Genomic DNA, 23,943 nt, shown 5'->3' with positions numbered 1-23,943 from the left:
ACGCCGATGACACTCAAGGAACCGATCACCCTCGCGGAGGCCCTGGCCCCGCCGGTGGTGGAGTACCCGCAGGACGGATCGGTGCGCCCGGTGCGGCGCCACGTGTGGGAGCCGGTGGAGACCGCCGCGCTCCCGCCGGGCGCCGCCCCCGGACTGCGCGGACGCTCGATCGCGGTGGTCGGTGGCCGGGAGGCCACCGCCGCCGCGGTCGGCGCGGCGCTGACCGCCGCCGGGGCGGTCGTGCACCGGCTCGCCCCGCCCGCCGAGGGGCGGCGGGGCGGCTTCGCCGGGGACGCCGCCGCCCTGTACGCGGCCGCCGGGCGGATCGACGGGATCGTCGACCTCAACCTGGAGGAGCCCTTCGGCCACGGCGGACCGGACGCCTGGGAGGCGCCGTTCCGGCAGACCTTCGCGATGCTCCAGGCCTGTTTCGCGGACTGGGTGGCCGAGACCGACGCCAACCGGCTCTTCTACCTGCCGGTCACCCGGCTGGGCGGCCGGATGGGCTTCGGCCCGGACCCGGTCGAGCAGCCGCTCGGCGGTCTGTGGGCCGGGCTGGCCAAGGGCCTCCCCCGGGAGGTGCCCAACTGCAACATCCGGATCCTCGACCTCGCCGCCGGACTGCCGGTCCACGAGACCGCCGACCTGGTGAGCCGGGAGCTGTACCGCTGGGGCGCGTTCGAGATCGGCCACCGGGCCGGGCGCCGCTACAGCCTGCGGGCCCGGCACGCGCAGCCCGCCCCGCCGGAGCGGGGGCTGCGGCCCGGCGACACGGTGGTGATGTCCGGCGGCGGGCGCGGCATCGGCCACGCGCTGGCCCGCTCGCTGGCCGAGGACTTCGGCGCCCGCGTCGTGGTCAGCGGCCGCGGCGCGGCCCCCGACGCGGACGCCGTCCCGGCGCTGGCGCTGACCGAGCCGGACTTCCGCCGGTACCGGGACGACCGGCTGCGCGAGGCGGTGGCGGGCCGGCGGGTACCGCAGGTCCGCGCCGAGCTGGAGAAGCTGGCCCAGGAGCGCGAACTGTGGGCCAACCTCGCCGCGGCCCGCGCGGACGGTCTGCGGATCGACTACGTGCAGTGCGACATCACCGACCCGGAGCAGGTCGCCCGGCTGGTCGGCGAGGCCGGCGACCGGCTGGCGGGCGTCGTCCACAACGCCGGGGTCGACGTCCCGGTGCGGCTGCCGGGCAAGACCGAGCAGATCGTCTCGCTGGTCGTCCGGGTCAAGGTCGGGGGCTTCCTCAACCTGCTGCGGGCGGTGGGCGAGCGGCCGTCGCCGGTGTTCTTCAGCAGCGTCGGCTCGCTGACCGGCCGCTGGGGCGGCATGGTCGGCCAGCTCGACTACGGCGCCGCCAACGAGGCGCTGAGCCGGCTCGGGCTCTGGGCCTCGCAGGACGGCGAGCAGCCCGGACGGACCGGGCGCACCCCGGTGTCCACGGTCTGCTGGCCGACCTGGGAACGCCTCGGGATGATCACCAACTACGAGGCCACCCTGCGCTACATGTCGGCGGTGGACGTCCGCGAGGGCCTGTACCACTGGAAGCGCGAGCTGTTCTCCGGCGGCACCGGCGAGTCCACGTTCATCGGCGACGTCGGTCCGGCGATGCTGCCGTCCGTGCTGCGCGGCTACCAGCAGGACACCGGGCTGCCGGGCATCGAGCGGCTGGCCGCCGCCCGCCACTACCTGGGCGAGCCGCTGCACTTCCGGCCGTACGGGGCGCTCACCACGGCGCACTCGCTGCGGGCGGAGGAACTGCCGTGCTGCGAGGACGTCCGGGTGGACGGCGAGCCGGCGCTGCCGGTCTCGCTCTGCCTGGAGTACCTGCGGGCGGCCGGCGACTGGGTGCTGCCAGAGCAGGGCGACCGGCTGCGCTTCGCCGAACTCGTGGATCTGGAAGTGGAGTTGCCGGAGCTTCGGGTCGGCCCCGGCCGCCGGACGGCGGAGCTGGTCCGGCACGCCGAGGGCCGGTGGGAGCCGGACGGCTCCTGGCGGGTCGCGGTGACCCTGGAGCGGGACGGCCGGCGGCTGGCCGCCGCCGGGCTGGTCTACCGGGACGCGGCCCCACCGGCCGGTCCGGACGGCGGGGCGGGTGCGGAGCCGGTGCCGGACGGCGGGGACGGGGTGCCGTCGGTGCGCGGCGGGGCGCTCGGCTGGACCGGGCACGCCTTCCGGCTGGCGGCCTGGCGGCGGGAGGCGGCCACCGGCCGGGTGCACGGCCGGGTGGAGCCGGGCCGCACGGCGGACCTGCTGCTGGCCTCGCCGGCGCCGGGCTCGGCCCTTCCGCTCAACCAGCTGGAGAACGTGCTGCGCGCCGCCTGGCTGGTCCAGGCCGGGGCCGGGGGCGCCGCGGGTGCGCGCCGGCTCACGGCGGAGCGGCTGCGCTCCGGGCCGCCGGCCACCGCCGGTGCCGCGCTGCTGGTCGGCACCCCGGACGGCCGCGACTGGACCGGCCGTGACTGGGCCGGCCGCGGGCGGGCCGCGGACGACCGGGACGGTCCGCCCGTGCTCCAGCTGACGGGCCTGCGTTACCGCTGACCATCCACCGTGCCGGAGGGCACGACAAGACACCACCAGGGGGATCCGTTGACCACGATCGTGGACCGGTCGAACGCCTACTGCGTCGTGGGCGCCGGGGCGGGCGGCCTGGCCGCCGGCAAGAACCTGCGGGAGTTCGGCATCGAGTTCGACGTGATCGAGCGCGCCGACGACGTCGGCGGCAACTGGTACGGCGGCAACACCTACAGCGCCGCCTACGACTCGGTGCACCTCATCACGTCCAAGCCGTACATCCAGTACGACGACTTCCCGATACCGGCGCACTTCCCGACCTACCTCGGCCGCGAGCACGCGCACGCCTACCTGCGCGCGTACTCCGAGCGCTTCGGCGTCCAGGAGCACGTCCAGTTCGGCCGCACGGTCGAGGGGATCGAGCGCCGGGACGGCTCGCCGGACTGGTTCGTCACCCTCGACGGGGGCGAAGTGCGCCGGTACGCCGGGGTGGTGATCGCCAACGGTCACAACTGGAGCCCCCGGTACCCGGAGTACCCGGGGAAGTTCGACGGGGAGGTCCTCCACTCCTGCGAGTACCGCGACCCCGGGCCGCTGCGCGGCAAGCGGGTGCTGGTGGTCGGCGGCGGGACGTCGGGCTGCGACATCGCCGTGGAGTCCTCGCAGAACGCCGCCTCGACCTCGCTGAGCGTCCGCCGCGGCTGCTACTACTGGCCGAAGTACCTGTTCGGGATGCCCACGGACGTGCTGTACGAGAACGTCCTGAAATGGCGCATGCCCCGGCCCGTGGTGCGCTTCTTCGGTAATCTCTTCCTGCGGCTCAACAGTGCCGGACGGCCCGAGCAGTACGGACTGCCCAAGCCGTCACACAAGTTGCTGGAGGAGCATTTCGTCATCAACTCGACGCTGCTCTACCACCTGGGGCACGGCGACATCGACGCCAGGCCCGACATCGCCGAACTGCGGGGCGACCGGGTGAAGTTCACCGACGGCAGCGAGGAGGCGTACGACGTCATCGTCTACGCCACCGGGTACCGGATGACCGAATTCCCCTTCATCGACCGCAAGTACCTGAACTGGGGCGGGCGCACTCCGCAGTTGCACCTCAGCGCCTTCCACCCCGAATACGACAACCTTTTCGTCATCGGATATTTCCAGACTTCCACCGGCAACTGGCCGATCATGGACTACCAGTCCCAGCTCATGGCCCGCTACCTGCACCTGCTGCGCACCGACCCGCAGCGGGCCGCCTGGTTCAAGCGGGACAAGGCCACGCCGATGGCGGCGGCCCAGCTGAACGGCGGCATCCAGTACTACGACTCCGAGCGGCACTGGCTCCAGGTCGAGCACTTCTCCTACCGGGCGCTGCTGCGCAGGCTCGTGCGCCGGATGAACACCGAACCGCCGGCCCCGGTGCGCGGCGAGGCTCCCGCGGAGAAGGCCAACGCGCCGGCGGCGAACCGGCTGAGGAGCCACGCATGATGGACCTGATCGTTCGGCTGGCGAACCGGCACGCCCGGGTGATGGTGCTGTGCGCCGTCGTGGTGGCCGCGCTCGCGGCCGTCTTCGGCGCACCCGTCGTCACATCGCTGACCGGCGGCAACCCGGACTTCGTCACCCCGGGATCGGGCAGCGTCCGGGCCGACGACCGGATCGGCGCGGCCACCGGCATCCAGAGCGACGGCGGCATCATCGCCCTCGTCGGCACCGGCGCCCCGGTGGACGACCCGCGCACCCGCGAGGAGGTCGGGAAGGTCGCCGCGCTGATGTCCGGCGACCCCGTGTTCGCCGACGTCCTGACGTACTACACCTCGCAGGACCCGAGCCTGGTCTCCAGGGACGGGCAGCGCACCATCGTGGTCGGCCGGCTCAAGGACGACGCGCAGGACCGGTACCAGGACGCCGTCGACCGGCTGTCCGACGCCCTCCACGGCGACCCGGCCGTTCGGCTGGGCGGCAGCGAGGTGGTCGGCAACCAGGTGGTCAGCACCGTGCAGCACGACCTGCAGCGGGCCGAACTCCTCGCCTTCCCGGTGCTGTTCCTGCTGTCGTTGTGGATCTTCCGCAGTCTGGTGGCCTCCGCGCTGCCGCTGGTCATCGGCGGCCTCAACGTCCTCCTCACCCTGCTGGGCCTGCGGGTGGTGGACCAGTTCACCCCGATGTCGATCTTCTCGCTCAACCTGGTGACCGCGCTGGGCCTCGGCCTCGCCATCGACTACAGCCTGCTGATCGTCTCCCGCTTCCGCAACGAGATGGCGATCGAGCCGGACGTCGACCGGGCGATCAGGGTCACCCTGCACACCGCCGGCCGCACCATCCTGTTCAGCTCGCTGACCGTGAGCGTCGCGATGGCCTCGCTGTTCGTCTTCCGCCAGCGCTTCCTCTACTCGATGGCGGTCGGCGGCCTGCTGGTCTCCGCCTCCGCGCTGCTGGTCGCGCTGCTGGTGCTGCCACCGGTGCTGCGGCTGCTCGGCCGGCACATCGACTTCCTCGCCCCCGCCCGCTGGCGCCGCTCGCTGGAGGCGCCGGAGGACACCGAAGGCGGCTGGTTCGGGATGGCCCGCGCCGTGATGCGGCGGGCCCCGCTGGTCGCGATCGCCGCGAGCGCGCTGCTGGTGGCGCTCGGACTCCCCTTCCTGAAGGTCGCGTTCACCACCGTCGGCCCCGCCTCGCTGCCCACCGGCGCGAGCAGCCGGTCGGTCGCCGACACGCTCCGCGCGGACTTCCCCGCCGACCCGCTGGAGTCCATCCAGGTCGTGGTCGTCACCGGGGGCGGCGACCACGGCGCGGCGCAGGTGCGGATGGACGCGCTGCGCGCCGACATCGCCGCGCTGCCCGGTGCCGCCTCGGTCACCCCGCCCGCGCAGCTGAACGGCGACACCTGGCTGCTCCGGGCGGTCCCCGAGGAGCCCGGTCTCAGCGAGGGGAGCCAGACCCTGGTCAAGGACGTGCGCGCGCTCTCCGGACAGGACGAGGTCCTGGTCGGCGGGCAGACCGCGACCTTCGTCGACCTCAAGGACAGCCTCACCGGCCGGCTGCCGGCCGCCGCGCTGATCGTCTTCCTCAGCAGCATGCTGGTGCTGCTGCTGATGACGGGCTCGCTGGTGCTGCCGCTCAAGGCCGTGGTGATGAACCTGCTCACCCTCGCCGCGACCTTCGGCATCCTGGTCCTCGTCTTCCAGTGGGGCCACGGCGCCGGGCTGTTCGGCGCCGACACGCAGCACGCCCTGGACGCCACCCAGCCGGTGCTGCTGTTCGCGATGGTCTTCGGGCTCTCCACCGACTACGGGGTGTTCCTGCTCGCCCGGATCAAGGAGGCGCGCGACGCCGGGGCCGGCGAGACCGAGTCGGTGGCCCAGGGCCTGGGCCGCACCGGGCGGGTCGTCACGGCCGCCGCCGTGCTGTTCTGCGTCGCGCTGGGCGCGCTGGCCACCTCCGAGATCGTGTTCATCAAGGAGCTCGGCCTCGGCACCGCGCTGGGCGTGCTGCTGGACGCCACCATCGTCCGGGCGCTGCTGGTGCCCTCGCTGATGCGCCTGCTCGGCCGCTGGAACTGGTGGGCGCCGGCACCGCTGCGGTGGCTGTACGAACGCTTCGGGCTCCGCGAGGGCGGGGCACCGCCGCTGGCCGTCGAGAAGTCGTAAGGTTCTGACGCACCGTCACCACTAACGACCGTCACCACTACGACCAGAGGTGGAAACGTGTACCACGCCATCGTCCGGCGCAACCTCCGCAACTCCTTCGCCGAGGTCAACCGCGGCAACTACGCCGCCATCGTGCGGCAGTTCACCCCCGACGCGGAGCACTGGTTCTCCGGCCAGCACGCCCTCTCGGGCGGGCGCCGGACCACCGAGCAGATCCAGCGGTGGTACGACCGGCTGGCGGAGGTCATCCCCGACCTGCGCTTCGAGCTGAAGAAGGTCGTCGCCAAGGGCTGGCCGTGGGACACCGTGGCCTTCGCCGAGTGGGTCGACCACCTCACCGACCGCGAGGGCAACCAGTACTCGAACCAGGGCGTGCACGTGGTCCGGATCAAGTGGGGCAAGATCACCGAGCTGCACATCTACTGCGACACCGAGCTGCTGGAGACGGTGCTGGAGAAGCTCGGGCGGCAGGGCGTCGAGGCGGCCGTCGCCGAGCCGGTGGGCGAGACCGGCCCGTTCCGCGAGGCGCGCGCGGGCAGGTGAAGGGTGCCCCGCGCGGGGCGCGAACGCGGGCGGTCCGGCTTCCCCCCGGACCGCCCGCGGCACGTCCGGGGGGAGCGAACAGGAGGCAGGGATGGACCCGCGGGACCGGGAGGGCGCCGCGCTCTGGCTGCTCGACGCCGCCGCCGTGCCGGTGGGCCCCGCCGAGCTGCGCGGCCTCGACGAGGAGGAGCACGGACGGGCCGCCCGGTTCGTCCGTGCCGCGGACCGGGCCGTCTACCTCGCCGCGCACGTGGCCCTGCGGCACGTCCTCGGGCGGCACCTGGGGACCGACCCGGCGGCGCTGGTCTTCGCCCGGGAGCCGTGCCCCGACTGCGCGGGGCCGCACGGCCGGCCCCGGCTGGCCGGCCGTGACGCCCCGCACTTCTCGCTCTCGCACGGCGGCGGCCGGGTGCTCATCGGCCTCGCCGCGGTCCCGGTGGGGGTGGACGTGGAGCCGCTGCCGGAGCCCGGCAGCGTCGAGACGCTCTCCGCCGTGATGCACCCGGCCGAGCGGTCCGAACTGGCCGGACTGCGCCCGGACGAGCGCCCCGGCGCCTTCGCCAGGCTGTGGACCCGCAAGGAGGCCTACCTCAAGGGACTCGGCGTCGGGCTCGGCCGGCCGCCCGCCGCCGACTACCTGGGCACCGGGGACCCCGGCCGCCGGCCGTCCGGCTGGGCCGTCGCCGACCTGCCCGCCGGGCCCCGCCACGCCGCCGCGCTCGCCGTGCGGAGCCCGTCCACGGCGGTCCCGTACCGGCTGCGCCACACCCTGGGCTGAGGCGGGCGCCGGGCTCAGGAGAGTCCGAGGAGGCGCTCCCACCAGGGCGCCGGCACCGGGGGCGGCGGCGCGTCGACGATCGGGACGAAGTCGCTCGCGACCGGGGTGTCCCACTCGACCAGGGCGGCCGGGAACCAGGTGACCGGCTTGGTGTCGTCCCGCCCGTTCGCCCAGGCGGCGAGGCGTTCGGCGGACTCCCGGCCGGGGAGGAGGCCGCGCCGGTCGGGGGCCGTGCCGAGCTCCCGGGCGGCGTCCCGGGCGAGGTCGTTGCAGAGCCAGCCGTGGAGCGTGCCGCCGTCGTAGCCGAGCACCTCCCAGCCGATCCGCCGGCCGCCCCCGGCCGGCCCGGGCGGGGGGCCGGCGGCGGCCGGGCGGTCGAGCCGGCCGAGCAGGACCGGCTCGTCCACCGCGGACGCGCGGATGTCGGAGACGAAGCCGGCGGTGTGTTCGGCGGGCACCAGCAGCGCGTACAGCCGTGCTCCCTCGGGGACCCGGATCGTCGCGCAGGCGTCCAGGGCCGCCCGGGGGGTGTCGAACCAGCAGCCGTCCAGGGGGAGGCGGTCGCTCAGGCAGTCGCAGGCGGTGGTCAGCCGGTCGAGCGGGAAGCCCAGGCCGGTCAGCGGCTCGGGGACGGTCACGAAGTAGCCGGCGAGCAGCGGTTCGCCGCTCCCCGGGGCGGCCGGGGCGGCTGTGGCGGCCGGGGCCGCCGCGGTCCTGCGGCGGGCCGGCTCCAGCTCCGGACGGGCCTCGCCCGCACGGCGCGGACGGCGCTCGGCGAGCCAGAAGAGGTAGCGGCGCAGGTACTCGTCCAGCCCGCGTTCGATGTGGGCGGCGTAGTCGCGCAGGCCCTGGGCGGCGTCCCGGTGGTGCGCCCGGTAGGGGCCGCCGGTCCCGGCCAGGGCGTCGGCGGTCCCGACTGCCCACTCGCGCACCCGGCCGCGCTCCTGCCACCACTGCCGGACGGCCGGGACGGTCCAGTGGTCGTCGCCGTCCATCGCGTGGCCGCCGTGGCCGAAGAGGCAGGCGTGCACCAGGTCGCGGGTCTGCCCCGGGTCGGTCGGCTGGCGGTAGACGAAGTCCCGGCCGTCCTCGTCGTAGGCGAGGTGGAACGGGGCGTCCTGCCGGCCGATCCGCATGGTGTCGGTGTCGGCGCCGTAGAACGGGCCGGGGACGTTCCGCCAGTTGCGCTCCGGCCAGCGCCCGCCGAAGAGGTCCAGGTGAGGCTGCTCGGCGATCAGCCGCCGCGCGGTCGGCAGCGGGTCCCAGTAGTTGCCGGGCGCGGGGCCGTGCCGGTGGTCCATGGGGGTTCCGTTCCGTGGTTCCGATCGCCTGCCGCCAGTGGTACCACGGATCGATCATGAGGGGAATTTCTTTATCGCATCATATTTAAAATTCGGCGGGCGGCTGGAACTGGGCCTCCGCTGGCGAATTATGCGCCTGTAGATCATCAGACAAATCGAGGATTTCATGATTCCCCTCGAAAATGCCTCGCCATGCCTTACGGGCGCCATTAGTATCTGAACGAACACTTTCGGTGATCGTTCGACCGCGGACCGCGAAGGGGGTCGTCATGGGTGAGCAGCTTCGAACGGTGCTGCGCCATGCCGCCTACCCGTTCCTGCTGGTCGTCATGGTCGTGATATCGGTCGCGACCCTGCGCCTGCGCTGGGACCTCACCCGGACGAACCAGCTCTTCCTGGTCGGGACGATCGCCTATCTGGCGCTGCTCGAACGGCTGATTCCGTACGAACCGGAATGGGCTCCGAGTGTGCGCGAATGGGGTTCCTACGGCGTCTACTTCCTGATCACCGCGATCGGCGGGGCCCTGTCCCAGGTACCCGTGTCCGCGATCGTCGGACGGCTGGCGCCGCCCGGCTCCTTCCTGCCGCTCTGGGCGGAGGTGCCGGCCGCGCTGCTGCTCGGCTCACTGGCCAACTTCCTGGTCCACCGCTGGTGCCACACCAGCCCGAGGCTCTGGCGGCTGCACGGCGTGCACCACGTGCCGGACAAGGTGAACGTCGGCAACAACGGGGTCAACCACCTGCTGGACGTCGTGCTCACCCAGGGCTGCGTCCAGTTCGCGCTGGCGCTGGCCGGGTTCTCGGAGCCGGCGGTGTTCGTGGTGGGCCTGTTCGTCGTCGCCCAGGGCTACGTCGTGCACGCCAACATCGACGTCCGGCTCGGCGTGCTGAACCACGTGCTCGCGGGACCCGAGCAGCACCGCCTGCACCACAGCACCGACCTGGCCGAGGCCGGGCACTACGGCTCCGACCTCTCGGTGTGGGACCACGCCTTCGGCAGCTTCACCTGGCGGCCCGGGCGCCGGCCGGCCGCGGTGGGGCTGGCCGAACCGGGCGACTTCCCCGCCACCGGCCGGGTGGTCGCCAGCCACCTCCAGGCCTGGCGTCGACCCGCGCGGCCGGAGGGGTCGCCGGCCGGCCCGACCTGACGCCCCGAACCGTCCGTCCTCCCCGACCGCCCGCCCCGGACCTCACCTCCTGACGGCTCTCCCGTCGGCCGACCCGGCTTCCGGCCTGCCCGGAACCGGCGGACGGCCGCAGTTCCCCGGCGCGCGCGGCGCTCCCGCACCCCGCCGCGCGCGCGAACGCCGCGACCCAAGGACTCGACTCGCATGACGGATTCCCGCTTCGTCACCTCCCCGGACCCCGCCGAACCCCCGGCATCCGCAGGTCCCTCGGTCACCGCCGGTCCCGCCGGCAGCACTGGTCCGTCCGCCGCCCCCACCGGCGGGCAGGAGAAGATCGCGATCATCGGGATCGGCTGCCGCCTGCCCGGCGGGGCCAACGACCACCGCTCCTTCTGGCAGAACCTGGTCGAGGGCAGGGACTGCATCACCCCCACCCCGCGCAGCCGCTACGACGTCGCCACCCTCGGCAGCCGCGACCGGGCCAGGCCCGGCCGGCTGGTCGGCGGCCGCGGTGGCTACATCGACGGGTTCGACGAGTTCGACCCGGCGTTCTTCGGCATCAGCGGCCGGGAGGCCGACCACATGGACCCGCAGCAGCGGAAGCTGCTGGAGGTGGCCTGGGAGGCACTGGAGGACGGCGGGCAGAAGCCGGCCGAACTGGCGGGCCGGGAGGTCGGCGTCTACGTCGGCGCGTTCACCCTGGACTACAAGATCCTCCAGTTCTCGGACCTCTCGTTCGAGACCATCGCCGCGCACACCGCCACCGGCACCATGATGACGATGGTGTCGAACCGCATCTCGCACTGCTTCGACTTCCGCGGCCCCAGCGTCTCGCTCGACACCGCCTGCTCCTCCTCCCTGGTCGCCGTCCACCTCGCCGCGCAGAGCCTGCAGCGCGGCGAGGTCGACCTGGCCCTGGCCGGCGGCACCCTGCTGCACCTCGCCCCGCAGTACACCATCGCCGAGACCAAGGGCGGCTTCCTCTCCCCGCAGGGCCGCTCGCGCACCTTCGACGCCTCGGCCGACGGCTACGTCCGGGCGGAGGGCGTCGCCGTGGTCGCGCTCAAGCGGCTCTCCGACGCCCTGCGCGACGGCGACCCGGTGCACGCGGTCGTCATCGGCAGCGGCGTCAACCAGGACGGCCGCACCAACGGCATCACCGTGCCCAACCCGGACGCCCAGGTCGCGCTGATCGAGCGGGTCTGCGCGGAGGCCGGGATCACCCCCGGCGGCCTCCAGTACGTCGAGGCGCACGGCACCTCCACCCCGGTCGGCGACCCGATCGAGGCGAACGCGCTCGCCCGGGCGCTCGCGGTCGGCCGCCGCCCCGGCGACAGGTGCTACGTCGGCTCGGTCAAGACCAACATCGGGCACACCGAGTCGGCCTCCGGCCTGGCCGGTCTGATCAAGACCGCGCTCGCCCTCGAACACCGGACCGTGCCGCCGCACATCAACCTGGAACGGCTCAACCCGGCGATCGACCCGGCGGCGCTGCCGTACGAGATCCCCACCGAGGCCACCCCCTGGCCGGAGCACGAGGGGCCGGCCAGGGCCGGGGTGAACTCCTTCGGCTTCGGCGGCACCAACGCGCACGTCCTGCTGGAGGCCGCGCCGGAGCCCGCCGCGCCGGAGCCCGCCGCGCCGGAGCCCGCCGCGCGGGCCGGTGGCGCCGGGGAGCCGGCCGGGGGACCGCCCCTCTGGACGGTGCTGCCGCTCACCGCCCGGGACGCCGCCGCACTGCCCGAACTCGCCGCCGGGGTCCAGGCCGAACTGGCCGGAGTGCGCGGCGGCAGCCCGGCCCGCCCGGCCGACCTCGGCCACACCCTCGCCCACCGCCGGCAGCACCACGACGCCCGGCTCTCCGTCGTCTACGACGCCCGCGAGCACGCCGCCCGCGACTCCCTCGACGAGGCGATCGGCGCCCACCTGCGCGGCGAACCGCACCCCCGGGTCCTCGTCGACCAGCGGCGCGAGGCCCGGCACCGCCGGCTCGTCTGGGTCTTCACCGGCATGGGCCCGCAGTGGTGGGCGATGGGCCGTCAGCTGCTCGCCACCGAGCCGGTCTACCGGGAGGCCGTCGAGCAGTGCGCCGAGCACCTCGCCGCGCTCACCGGCTGGTCGCTGATCGACGAGCTCACCGCCGACGAGGCGCACTCCCGGATGGCCGAGACCTGGCTGGCCCAGCCCGCCAACTTCGCCCTCCAGACCGGCCTCGCCGCGCTCTGGCGCAGCCGCGGGGTGCGCCCGGACGCGATCGTCGGCCACTCCACCGGCGAGGTCGCCGCCTTCCACCAGGCCGGCGTCTACGACCTGGCGGACGCGGTCAAGGTGGTGGTGCACCGCAGCCGGCTCCAGCAGAAACTGGCCGGCACCGGCGGCATGCTCGCCGTCGCGCTCACCGAGGCCGAGGCCCTGCGCCGGATCCGCCCGTACCGGGACGCGGTCTCGGTCGCGGCCGTCAACAGCCCCACCGCGCTCACCCTCGCCGGGGACGAGACGGTGCTGGCCGAGCTGGCCGAGTCGCTCACCGCCGAGCAGGTCTTCGCCCGGCTGCTGACCGTCGAAGTGCCGTACCACAGCGCCCGGATGGAGCTGATCAAGGACGAGCTGCTGGAGTCGCTCGCCGACCTCAAGGCCCGCCCGGCGCAGGTCCCGCTCCACCTCACCGGGCGCGAGGGCACCGCGCACGGCACCGAGCTCGACGCCGGGTACTGGTGGCAGAACGTCCGGGAGAGCGTCCGCTTCCGGCAGGCCGTGGAGCGGCTCGCCGACGACGGCCACAGCCTGTTCCTGGAGATCGGCCCGCACCCGGTGCTCGGCCGCTCGATCCAGGAGACCGTCGAGGCCCACCCCGGCCCGGGGGACCGGCCCGAGGTGCGGATCCTGCCCTCGATCCGCCGCGAGGAGGACGAAGGGGCCGTCCTCACCGCCTCGCTGGCCGCCCTGCACAACCTCGGCGTGCCGGTCGACTGGTCGGTGCTCCAGCCCGCCGGGCGGATCGTTCCGCTGCCGCGCTACCCGTTCCGGCGCGACCGGCACTGGGTCGAGCCGGCCCCGGTCGAGCAGGTCCGGCGGGGACGGCTGGACCACCCCCTGCTCGGCCGCCGGCTGCCCGGCGCCGAGCCGGCCTGGGAGGCCCGGCCGGACGCCGAGGCCCTGCCGTACCTGGAGGACCACCGGATCCAGGGCGACGTGCTGTTCCCGGCCGCCGGGTACCTGGAGATGGCCGTCCAGGCGGTCTGCGCGCTCACCGGCGGGACGGACGCCGCGCTGGCCGACGTCGAGCTGCGCAGGGCGCTGTTCCTGCCGGACGGGGAGAGCCGTGCCGTGCGGCTCACGCTCTCCGCCGAGCAGGGCACGTTCACCGTGGCCACCGGCGAGGGCGCCGAGCGCACCGTGCACACGGTCGGCACCGTCCGGCCGGGCCAGCGCCGCCGCTCCGGCCGGCCGCTGGACGTCGGGGCGGTGCGCGGCCGGGCGGTGCGCCGGTTCACCGGGCCCGAGTGCTACGCCGGGCTCGCCGGGCTGGGCTACCACTACGGTCCCGCGTTCCAGGGCATCGAGGAGGTCTGGGTCGGGCCGGGCGAGGCGCTGGCCCGGATCCGCCCGACCGCGGCGGTGGCCGGTCAGGGGGAGCACCACCAGGTGCACCCGGTGGTGATGGACGCCTTCTTCCAGACCCTGCTGACGCCCCAGCTGCTGGCCGGGCGGCCCGAGGGCACGGGCATCCGGCTGCCGGTGGCGATCGGGGAGGTCCGGTTGGACGCGGTCGGCGAGCGCACCCTCTGGGTGCACGCCACCGTCACCCGGGACGCCGGCACCGAACTCGTCGGCGACCTCGCGGTGCACGACGAGCACGGCGCCCCGCTCGGCGGGATCACCGGGTTCCGGGCCGCCGACGTCGAGCAGGCCGCCACCTCCGTGGGCCTGGGCACCATCGACGGCTGGCTCGCCGAGCCGGTCTGGACGGAGCTGCCGCCCGCCGCCGACGCCGCCGGCGCACCGGCCGGGCATCCCGACCACTGGTTGCTGTTCGCCGACCGGGGCGGGGTCGCCGACGCCCTGGCCGACCGGATCGCCGCGCGCGGCGGCAGCTGCCTGCTGGTCCGCCCCGGCACCGGTTACCGGCCCGCGGACGAGGGCCGCCCGGCCACCGTCGATCCCGGCTCGGCGGGCGACCTCGCCCGGCTGCTCGCCGACCACCGGGCGACCGGCGCACCCGATCCGGCCGCCGTGGTCCACCTGTGGAACCTCGACCGGCCCGGGCTGGCCGCCGCCGACCGCGCGACCGTGGCCGGGCACACCGCCGAGGGCGCCTACAGCCTGGTCGTCCTCGCGGCGCTGCTCGCCGCCGGGCTCCCCGACAGCCGGCTGCACGTGGTGACCCGCTCCGCGCAGTGCACGGGCCCCGGCGACCTCGTCGAACCCCTCGCCGCCCCGGCCTGGGGCATCACCCGCGTCCTGCGCCACCAGGAACTCCCCGGCCACCGGGGCAAGCTGGTGGACCTGGGCCCGCGCACCGCCGAGCCCGTGTCGGCCGACACCGGTACCGCCGACACCGGGACCGCCGGTACCGGGGCCGGATCCGCCGGGGCCGCCACCGGGGCCGCCACCGAGGCCGACGCGCTGCTGAGGGAGTTCGCCCTCGCCGACGAGGACGAGATCGCCCTGCGCGACGGCCGTCGGCTGACCGTCCGGCTGCGGGCCGCCGCCGGGCTGAGCCGGCCGCTCGCGCCGCGGTTGCGGGCGGACGGCGCGTACCTGGTGACCGGGGCGTTCGGCGCGCTCGGACGGCTGCTCTGCCGCACGCTGGTGAAGCGCGGCGCCCGCCGGCTGATCCTGGCCGGCCGCAGCCCGGTGCCGCCGCGCGAGCAGTGGCGCGGCCTCGACCCGGCGAGCCCGGCCGGGCAGCGGGCGGCGTTCCTGCGCGAGCTGGAGGCGCTCGGCGCCGAGCCGGTCACGGCGCGGCTGGACGTCACCGACGAGGCCGCGCTGGCCGCCTGGCTGGCCGACCACCGGCGGCTGGACCGGCCGCCGGTGCGCGGTGTCTTCCACCTCGCCGGGCAGGTCAGGGACACCCTGGTCGGCGAGCTGGACCGGGAGACCTTCGACGCGGTGCACGGTCCCAAGGTGCTCGGCGCCTTCGCCCTGCACCGGCAGCTGGCCGGCGAACCGCTGGACCACTTCGTGCTGTTCGCCTCCATCGCCTCGCTGCTGACCACCGCCGGGCAGACCAACTACGCCGCCGGCAACGCCTTCCTGGACGCCCTCGCCCACCACCGGCGGGCGCTCGGCCTGCCCGCGCTCAGCCTCGACTGGGGCCCCTGGGCCACCGGCATGATCGAGGAGCTCGGCCTCATCGACCACTACCGGCACAGCCGGGGCATGAGCTCGCTCGCCCCGGAGACCGGGATGGCCGTGCTGGAGCGGGTGCTCGGCCAGGACCGGGCCCAGCTGCTGGTCGCCACCGTCGTCGACTGGCCGGTGTTCCTCTCCTGGTACCCCGCCCCGCCGCCGCTGGTCGCCGAACTCGCCGCCGCCGCCCGGGAGAGCGCCCCGCCGGCCGGGCGGACCGGACTGCTGGACACCCTGCGCGGGGCCGGCGACGAGGAACGCCTGGCACTGCTCACCGAGCGGTTCACCGCGCTGGCGGCCACCGTGCTGCGGGTGCCGGCCGAGCAGATCGACCCCGCCAACGGGCTCGGCGGCCTCGGCCTGGACTCGCTGCTCGCGATGGAGCTGCGGGCCCGGCTGGGCGGTGAACTCGGCGTCACCCTCCCGGTGGTGGCGCTGCTCGGCAACACCCCGGTGGCCGAGCTGGCGGCCCGGCTGCACGAGTCGCTGACCGAACTGCTGGACGAGGACCCGGACGGCGCGGGCGCCGTCGAGGCCGAGCGCTACGAGGACGGGTCGGCGCACCCGCTGACCCAGAACCAGAAGGCGCTCTGGTTCCTCAAGCAGCTGAACCCGGACGGCTTCGCCTACAACATCGGCGGCGCAGTCGAGGTCCGGGTGGAGCTGGAGCCCGAGCTGATGGCCCTCGCCTTCCGGGCCATGGTCGAGCGCCACCCGAGCCTGCGGGCCAACTTCGTGCTGGACGCGGGCCGGGCGGTGCAGCGGATCTCCGACGTGGTGGCCCCGGACTTCGGGGTCTTCGACGTCGAGGGCCTGGCCTGGGACGACGTCCACGCGATGATCGTCCGCGAGTACCGCAGGCCGTACGACCTGGAGCGCGACCCGCTGGTGCGGTTCCGGCTCTTCCGGCGCGGCCCGGCCCGCTGGGTGATCATGAAGGCCGTCCACCACATCATCTCGGACGCCATCTCGACCTTCACCTTCATCGAGGAGCTGCTCGCCGTCTACGAGGGGCTGCGCCGCGGCCGGGCGCCCGAGCTGCCGCCGGTCACCGCCCGCTACCTGGACTTCCTCAACCGGCAGAACGCCTTCCTGGCCGGCCGCGAGGCACCGCGGATGCTGGAGTACTGGCGCACCCACCTGCCCGCCGAGGTGCCGGTCCTCAGCCTGCCCACCGACAAGCCCCGTCCGGCGGTGCAGACCCACAACGGTGCCTCCGAGTTCTTCGTCCTGGACGAGGAGCTCAGCGCCCGCGTCCACGCGCTGGCCCGCGAGCACAACGTCACCGTCTTCATGGTGCTGCTCAGCGCCTACTACCTGCTGCTGCACGCCTACGCGGGCCAGGACGACATCATCGTCGGCAGCCCGGTGACCGGCCGCACCGACGAGGAGTTCGCCGGCGTCTACGGCTACTTCGTCAACCCGCTGCCGCTGCACGTCTCGCTGGCCGGGGCGCCGACCGTCGCCGAGCTGCTGGACCGGGTGCGCAGCACCGTGCTCGGCGGGCTCGACCACCAGGAGTACCCGTTCGTGCTGCTGGTGGAGAAGCTCGGGCTGCAGCACGACCCGAGCCGCTCGGCGGTGTTCCAGGCGATGTTCATCCTGCTCCACCACAAGGTGGCCACCGAGAAGTACGGATACCACCTGGAGTACATCGAACTCCCCGAGGAGGAGGGGCAGTTCGACCTCACCCTGTCCGCCTACGAGGACGAGGCCGAGCGCCGCTTCCACTGCGTCTTCAAGTACAACACCGACCTCTTCCTGCCCGCGACCACGGCCCGGATGGCCCGCCACTACGTCAACCTGCTCGGCGCGCTGACCACGGCCGGTCCGGAGCGGGCCGCCACCGGGCTGGAGCTGCTCGGCCGCGAGGAGCGCGCCACGGTGCTCCGGCGGTGGAGCGGCGCCGACCGCCGGGTGCCGTTCGGCGAGCCGGTGCACGAGCTGGTGCTGCGCGCGGCGGCGGCCGGCCCGGCGGCACCCGCGGTGGTCGCGCCGGCCGAGTCCGGCCCGGCGGTCCGGCTGTCCTACGGCGAGCTGGGCGAGCGCTCCCGGCGGGTCGCCGCCGGGCTGCGGGCGCTGGGTGCCGGCCCGGGCACGGTGGTGGCGCTCTGCCTGCCGAAGTCGCCCGAGCTGATCGTCGCCCTGCTCGCGGTGCTGCGCACCGGCGCCGCCTACCTGCCGCTGGACCCGGACCACCCGGTGGACCGGCTGGCGTACATGGTGGAGCACGCCGGGGCCGCGCTGCTCGTCGGCGAGGATACCGGCCGGCTCGCCGGGCTGCCCGTCCGGCCGGTCACCTGCGCCGGACTGGAGGCGGCCGGGGCCGGGGCGGCCGGGGACGGGTTCACCGACGCCCCGGTGGGCACCGGGGACCCGGCGTACGTCATCCACACCTCCGGCTCCACCGGCCGGCCCAAGGCGGTGCGGGTCTCGCACGGCAACCTCTCCTCGGCGTACCAGGCCTGGCGCCACGAGTACCGGCTGGACACCGACGTCCGGGTCCACCTCCAGATGGCCGGCCCGTCGTTCGACGTCTTCACCGGCGACGTGGTCCGGGCGCTCTGCTCGGGCGGCACCCTGGTGCTGGTCGGCCGGGAGCTGCTGTTCAACACCGCCCGGCTGTACGAGGTGATGCGCGCGGAGCGGGTGGACGCCGCGGAGTTCGTCCCGGCGGTGGTCCGCACGGTCATGGACCACTGCGAGCGCGGCGGGCTGGACCTGGCGTTCATGCGGCTGCTGGTGGTCGGCTCCGACGTCTGGAAGGTCGAGGAGTACCAGCGGCTCGGCGCCCTGTGCGGGCCCGGCACCCGGCTGGTCAACTCCTACGGCCTGACCGAGACCACCATCGACAGCGCCTGGTTCGAGGGTCCGGCGGACGGTCTGGAGCCCGGCCGGATGGTCCCGATCGGGCGGCCGTTCCCCAACAGCGCCTTCTACCTGCTCGACCCGCAGGGCCGTCCGGTGCCGCCCGGTGTCACCGGGGAGCTGTGGATCGGCGGGTCGGGAGTCTCGCTCGGCTACCTCGGCGACGAGGAGCGCGAAGCCCGGCGGTTCGCGGTCCTGCCGCTCGGCGGTGCCGACGGCACCGGGCCGGTGCGGCTCTACCGCACCGGGGACCTCGCCCGCTGGGACGCCGACGGCGGGGTGCACCTGCTCGGCCGGGCCGACTCGCAGATCAAGGTCCGCGGCCACCGGATCGAGCTGGGCGAGATCGAGACCCAGCTGGCCGAATGGCCGGGGCTGGAGCGGGCGGTGGTCGTCGTGCGGCCGGACCGCGACGGCGAGCACGTGCTCTGCGCCTACTGCGTGCCCGCCCCCGGGCGGGGCTTCGACCACCGCGAACTCCGCCGCCACCTGGCCGGCTACCTGCCGACCTTCATGATCCCGACGCACTTCACCGAACTGCCCGCGCTGCCGCTGACCGCCAACGGCAAGGTGGACACGGCCGCGCTGCCCGCGCCCCGCCCGGACACCGCGGAGGCCGCCGAGCCGCCGGTCACCCTCTACGAGGTCCGGATGGCCGAGCACTGGCGCGTGCTGCTCGGGATCGGGGAGCCCGGCCTCCAGCACGACTTCTTCGAGTCGGGCGGTTCCTCGATCAAGCTGATCGAGCTGATCCACGGCCTCCAGGCCGAGTTCAACATCAGCATCCCGGTCAGCCAGCTGTTCAAGGTCACCACCCTGCACGGGATGGCGCGGACGGTCGAGCACATCATCACCGGCCGGATCGAGGGCGCCCAGCCCTACCTCTGGTTCAACCGGGAGCAGCAGCAGACGCTGTTCTGCTTCCCGCCGGCCGGCGGGCACGGGCTGGTGTACCGGCAGTTCGCGGCGCACCTCCCGGAGTACCGGATGGTCGCCTTCAACTACGTGACCGGGGACGACAAGGTCGACCGGTACGCGGACCTCGTCGAGGCGCTCCAGCCGGAGGGCCCCTGCGCCCTGCTCGGCTACTCGCTCGGCGGCAACCTCGCCTTCGAGGTGGCCAAGGAGCTGGAGCGGCGCGGCCGGGCGGTGCCGACCGTGGTGATCATGGACTCGCACCGCATCCCGGAGTCCTTCGACCTCGGCGACGAGCACCTGCAGGCCTTCGAGCGGGAGCTGGCCGAGCACCTCCAGCGGCACACCGGCTCGGCGGCGGTCGCCCGGGAGACCCGCGAACAGGCCCGGGACTACCTGTCGTTCTGCAGCCGCACGCCCAACCTCGGGGTGGTCAGTGCCGTGATCGGCGTGATCTCCGACGACGAGAAGGTGGCGCTCTACGACGCCGGCCGGCACGGCGCCTGGCACGGCAGCTCGGCCACCGGGACGGCCGTCCTCAAGGGCTTCGGCACCCACGCCGAGATGCTCGACCACGAGTTCATCGCCCACAACGCCGGGCTCGCCCGGTCGATCCTCACCGGAGCCGCCACCCATGCGTCCTGAGACCGCCCCGGGCCTGCCCGCCCCGAGCGGGTCCGCCCCGGGCCTGCCCGCCCCCGCCCGAGAGACGGACCCCTCCATGCTCCGCCGGCAGTCGCCGCTGACCTACCCCTTCGTGCCGAAGGGCCTCGACCTGGACCCCCGCTACGCCGAGCTGCGCGAACAGCCGCTGGTCAGGATCCGGATGCCCTACGGCGACGGCGCCTGGCTGGTCACCCGCTACGAGGACGTCCGCACGGTGCTCGCCGACCCGCGGTTCAGCCTGGCCGCCGCGATGGGCGAGGACCAGCCGAGGATGCGGCCGGTGTCCCGCACCGGCGCCGGTCTCTTCTCGACCGAGCCGCCGGAGCACACCCGGCTGCGGGCGCTGGTGGCCAAGGAGTTCAGCGCCCGCCGGGTCGAGCGGCTGCGCGAGCGGGCCGCCGAACTGGCCGACGAGCTGATCGACGGCATCCTCGCCCGGGGCGCGCCCGCGGACCTGGTCGAGGACTTCGCGATCCCGATGCCGACCACCATCATCTGCGAGGTCCTCGGCATCCCGGCCGAGGACCACCGGATGCTCTGGGAGTGGGCGGAGACGGTGCTCTCCGCCGTCACCCCCGGCGAGGTGCTCGCGGTCGAGGGCCAGGCCTTCATCGACCACATGGCCGGCGTGCTGGAGCTGCGCGGCCGCGAGCCGGGCGAGGACCTGCTCTCCACCCTGGTCCGGGCCTGCCGCGAGCAGCGGCTGATCGGCGAGGAGGAGCTGCTCTCCATCGCCTGCGACCTGCTGATCGCCGGTTTCGTCTCCACCACCAACCAGATCGGCAACTTCTTCCACCACCTGCTGGCCGACCCGGAGGAGGCGGCGCGGCTGCGTGCGGAGCCGGAACTGATCCCGAAGGCCGTCGAGGAGCTGATGCGGTACGTGCCGCTGCTCACCGGCTTCAGCCTGCCCCGGTACGCGACCGCGGACGTCGAGCTGGGCGGGGTGGTGGTGCGGGCCGGCGAGGCGGTGATGATCGCCACCGCCGCCGCCAACCGGGACCCGGAGGTGTTCGACGAGCCGGAGCGGCTGGTGCTGGACCGGCCGGCCAACCCGCACCTCGGCTTCGGCCACGGCGTGCACTACTGCATCGGCGCCCACCTCGCCCGGCTGGAGCTCCAGGTGGCCGTCGAGCGGGTGCTGACCCGGCTCCCGGGCCTGCGCCCGGCCGTCCCCCCGCACGAGCTGCGCTGGAAGGAGGACGCGATGGTGAACGGCCTCCAGGCGCTCCCGGTCACCTGGTGACACCCCCGCAGAAGGACGGCACGGCAAGGCAAGGACGAGGAGGAAGGCCAGTCATGGCACGGCAGAAGGACACCCCACGCCGACGGGAGTCGATGATCGTCGTCGGGGGCGGTCTCGGCGGGCTGTCCACCGGGTGCTACGCCCGGATGAACGGCTACCGGACCAGGATCTTCGAGATGCACGAGATCCCCGGCGGATCCTGCACCGGCTGGGACCGCAGCGACTTCACCTTCGACTGGTGCATCAGCTGGCTGCTCGGCAACGGGCCGGGCAACGAGATGTACCAGATCTGGCTCGAACTGGGCGCGCTCCAGGGCAAGGAGATGCGGCACTTCGACGTCTTCAACATCGTCCGGGGCCGGGACGGCCGGGCGGTCTACTTCTACTCCGACCCGGACCGGCTGGAGGCGCACCTGCTCGGCCTCTCGCCGGCCGACGCCGCGCCGATCCGCGAGTTCTGCGCGGGCATCCGGACGTTCCGCAAGGCGCTGGCGGCCTACCCCTTCCTGAAGCCGGTCGGGCTGATGGGCCGGCTGGAGCGCTGGCGGATGCTGGCCTCCTTCACCCCGTACTTCAACACCATCCGCAAGTCGATCACGGTGCTGATGACGGACTTCTCGCAGCGCTTCCGGGACCCGCTGCTGCGCGAGGCGTTCAACTTCATCCTCTACGAGAAGCACCCGGCCTTCCCGGTGCTGCCGTTCTACTTCCAGCTCGCCTCGCACGCCAACCACGCGGCGGGGGTGCCGGAGGGCGGTTCGCTCGCGCTGGCCCGCTCGATCGAGGACCGCTACCGCCGGCTCGGCGGCGAGATCACCTACAACGCCAAGGTCGAGGAGATCCTGGTCGAGGACGACCGCGCGGTGGGCGTGCGGCTCAGCGACGGCCGGGAGTACCACGCGGACATCGTGGTGTCGGCCGCCGACGGCCACACCACGGTGATGAAGCTGCTCAAGGGCCAGTACCTCAACGACACCTACCGCCGGCTTTACACCTCGCTGATCGACGAGCCGGGCCAGCTGTCGCCCGGCTACGTGTCGCTCTTCCTGGGCCTGCGCAAGCCCTTCCCGGAGGGCGACCCGTGCACCACCCACCTGCTGGACGAGCGGACGGCGGCCGGGCTGACCGGCATCCGCTGCCCGTCGATGAACGTGCAGTTCCGCACCCGGCACTACCCGGAGCTGGCGCCGGAGGACTCCACGGTGGTCTTCGCGACGTACTTCTCCGAGATCGCCGCCTGGCGGGCGCTGCACGAGGGTCCGGAGCAGTCCTCCCGGGTGCGGCGGGGCGAGGAACTGCACACCCTGCCGGTCAAGCACGGCCGGGAGTACATGGCGGCCAAGCGGCGGGTCCGCAACGGCATCGTCGGCTTCCTGGACGAGCGCTACCCGGGGTTCAAGGCCGCGGTGGCCGTCGCCGACGTGTCCACCCCGCTCACCCAGGTCCGCTACACCGGCGTCTACGACGGCACCTTCCCGGGCTGGAACCCCTTCGTGGAGGGCGCCGAGACGGTGGAGGAGGAGATCAAGAAGAGCGGCCCGGTGCTGCCGGGCCTGTCGAACTTCTACCTCTCCGGGGTCTGGGCGACCATCGGCGGGCTGATCCGGGCGGCCGCCGCGGGGCGGCACGTCATGCAGTTCGTCTGCCGGGACGACGGGCTGGAGTTCAGGGCCGAGACCGATCTGAGCGCCCCGCCGCCGACGCACCTGGTGATCCCGGTGGGCCGTCCCGCGGAACCGGCCCGGCGGGTGGTGCCGGCGGCCGTCGGCGCGGCGGCGCGCAACGAGGACAGCGAGAACGTGGAGACGGGAGCCCTGGCATGAGGATCGAGAAGTGGGTGGTCCGGGAGCACCTGGACGGCGTGCCCGACGTCAACCGGATCTACCGCAAGGTGACCGAGGAGGTCGACGTGCGGCTGCGGCCGGACGAAATGCTCTTCCGGACCAGGTACGTCTCGGTGGACCCGTACCAGAACGGGCTGGCACTGGAGACGCCGGTGGGTCACCACATGGGCGCCGACTCGATCATGGAGGTGGTCGAGGCCGGGCCGGAGGCGGCCTTCGCGGTCGGCGACCTGGTGCAGGGCTTCGGCGGCTGGCGCAGCCACGTCGTCCACAACGGCGCCGAGGAACTGTGGACGACCGGCATCTTCCCGATGCTCTTCCCGGCCTACCGCCGGCTGGACCCGTCCTGGTACGACGAGCGGCTGCCGCTCTCCACCGCGCTCGGCATCATGGGTGCGCCGGGGATGACGGCCTGGGGCACGCTCACCCGCTTCCTGGAGGTCCGGCCCGGCGACACCGTGGTGATCAGCGGTGCCTCCGGCTCGATCGGCACCCTGGTGGGCCAGTTGGCGAAGCGGGCCGGTGCCGGCCGGGTGGTCGGCACCACCGGCTCGCCCGGCAAGGCCGAGTACCTGCGCGAGCTCGGCTTCGACGAGGTGGTGCTCTACGCGCAGACCGACGACGCGGAGAAGGCCCGGCAGGCGCTGCTGTCCGCGGTGCCGGACGGCGTCGACCGCTACTTCGACAACCTGGGCGGCAGCATCACGGACGCGGTGTTCACCATGCTGAACGTGGACAGCCGGGTGGCGGTCTGCTGGCAGTGGGCGACCACCGTGAACGGTGAGCTGACCGGGCCGCGGCTGCTGCCGTACATCATGTTCCCGCGCACCACGATCCGCGGGATCTTCGCCCAGGAGTGGTTCACCGAGCCGCTGCTGACGCAGATGCACCAGGAGCTGGGCGGGCTGGTCCGGGACGGTGGGATCCGCTTCCACCAGACCGTGCACAAGGGGTTCGACGGGATCCCCGCGGCGTACCGGAGCCTCTACCTGGACCGGGAGGCGAACCGGGGGAAGGTGCTGGTCGAGGTGTGAGCCCGGCCGCCGGCGGGAGGGGCCCCTCCCGCCGGCGGCGGGGGGGCGGGCGCAGGCCGCCGACCGACTGAGATTAAAAACAGAAGCAGGCGGCCCAGAAAATATTGTTTATAA

11 protein-coding genes are annotated in these 23,943 nt (G+C 73.9%); 10 read left to right on the top strand and 1 reads right to left on the bottom strand.

Annotated features, from left to right (window positions below; all coding sequences use genetic code 11):
• Positions 1-6 precede the first annotated feature (6 nt).
• The 5 genes from ACFCX4_RS03535 to ACFCX4_RS03515 all read left to right on the top strand — a co-directional run bounded on the left by ACFCX4_RS03535 (position 7) and on the right by ACFCX4_RS03515 (position 7,473).
• Positions 7-2,535, top strand: a complete 2,529-nt coding sequence (locus ACFCX4_RS03535) for a KR domain-containing protein (RefSeq protein ID WP_376138557.1) — start codon at positions 7-9, stop codon at positions 2,533-2,535.
• 48 nt (positions 2,536-2,583) lie between these two features.
• Positions 2,584-3,990, top strand: a complete 1,407-nt coding sequence (locus ACFCX4_RS03530) for a flavin-containing monooxygenase (protein WP_376138555.1) — start codon at positions 2,584-2,586, stop codon at positions 3,988-3,990.
• A complete protein-coding gene (locus ACFCX4_RS03525; RefSeq protein ID WP_376138553.1) occupies positions 3,987-6,152 on the top strand; it encodes an MMPL family transporter in 2,166 nt (721 codons plus the stop codon). Before ACFCX4_RS03530 ends, ACFCX4_RS03525 begins: the two co-directional genes overlap by 4 nt.
• 57 nt (positions 6,153-6,209) lie before the next feature.
• On the top strand, positions 6,210-6,695 hold the full coding sequence (locus ACFCX4_RS03520) for a nuclear transport factor 2 family protein (RefSeq protein ID WP_376138551.1): 486 nt from the start codon (positions 6,210-6,212) through the stop codon (positions 6,693-6,695).
• A 91-nt stretch (positions 6,696-6,786) separates the two neighbouring features.
• A complete protein-coding gene (locus ACFCX4_RS03515; RefSeq protein ID WP_376138549.1) occupies positions 6,787-7,473 on the top strand; it encodes a 4'-phosphopantetheinyl transferase family protein in 687 nt (228 codons plus the stop codon).
• A gap of 14 nt (positions 7,474-7,487) precedes the next feature.
• Here the strand turns inward: ACFCX4_RS03515 and ACFCX4_RS03510 are convergent, their stop codons facing one another.
• Complete coding sequence (locus ACFCX4_RS03510) at positions 7,488-8,774, bottom strand: hypothetical protein (protein WP_376138547.1); 1,287 nt, start codon at positions 8,772-8,774, stop codon at positions 7,488-7,490.
• 269 nt (positions 8,775-9,043) lie between these two features.
• On the opposite strand from ACFCX4_RS03510, the gene ACFCX4_RS03505 reads away from it, so the two are divergent.
• From ACFCX4_RS03505 to ACFCX4_RS03485, 5 genes are all read left to right on the top strand, one after another.
• Entirely contained in the window at positions 9,044-9,922 is an 879-nt protein-coding gene (locus ACFCX4_RS03505; protein ID WP_376138546.1) for a sterol desaturase family protein, read from the top strand.
• Between the two features lie 183 nt (positions 9,923-10,105).
• Positions 10,106-19,684 carry an amino acid adenylation domain-containing protein gene (locus tag ACFCX4_RS03500; RefSeq protein WP_376138544.1) on the top strand — a complete coding sequence of 3,193 codons (9,579 nt, stop codon included), beginning with the start codon at positions 10,106-10,108 and terminating at the stop codon, positions 19,682-19,684.
• 76 nt (positions 19,685-19,760) lie between these two features.
• Positions 19,761-20,951: a cytochrome P450 gene (locus ACFCX4_RS03495; RefSeq protein WP_376138542.1), complete on the top strand. Its 1,191-nt coding sequence runs from the start codon at positions 19,761-19,763 to the stop codon at positions 20,949-20,951.
• Between the two features lie 53 nt (positions 20,952-21,004).
• A complete protein-coding gene (locus ACFCX4_RS03490; RefSeq protein WP_376138540.1) occupies positions 21,005-22,774 on the top strand; it encodes a phytoene desaturase family protein in 1,770 nt (589 codons plus the stop codon).
• Positions 22,771-23,829 (top strand): MDR family NADP-dependent oxidoreductase, encoded by a 1,059-nt coding sequence (locus ACFCX4_RS03485; protein WP_376138538.1) that lies wholly within the window; start codon positions 22,771-22,773, stop codon positions 23,827-23,829. The genes ACFCX4_RS03490 and ACFCX4_RS03485 overlap by 4 nt, the downstream gene beginning before the upstream one ends.
• The last annotated feature ends 114 nt before the right edge of the window (positions 23,830-23,943 follow it).

The organism is Kitasatospora sp. NPDC056327, from assembly GCF_042261735.1.
Taxonomy (GTDB): domain Bacteria; phylum Actinomycetota; class Actinomycetes; order Streptomycetales; family Streptomycetaceae; genus Kitasatospora.
The sequence above is the reverse complement of the archived record's forward strand: the minus strand, read 5'-3'. Positions and strand labels throughout refer to the sequence as shown.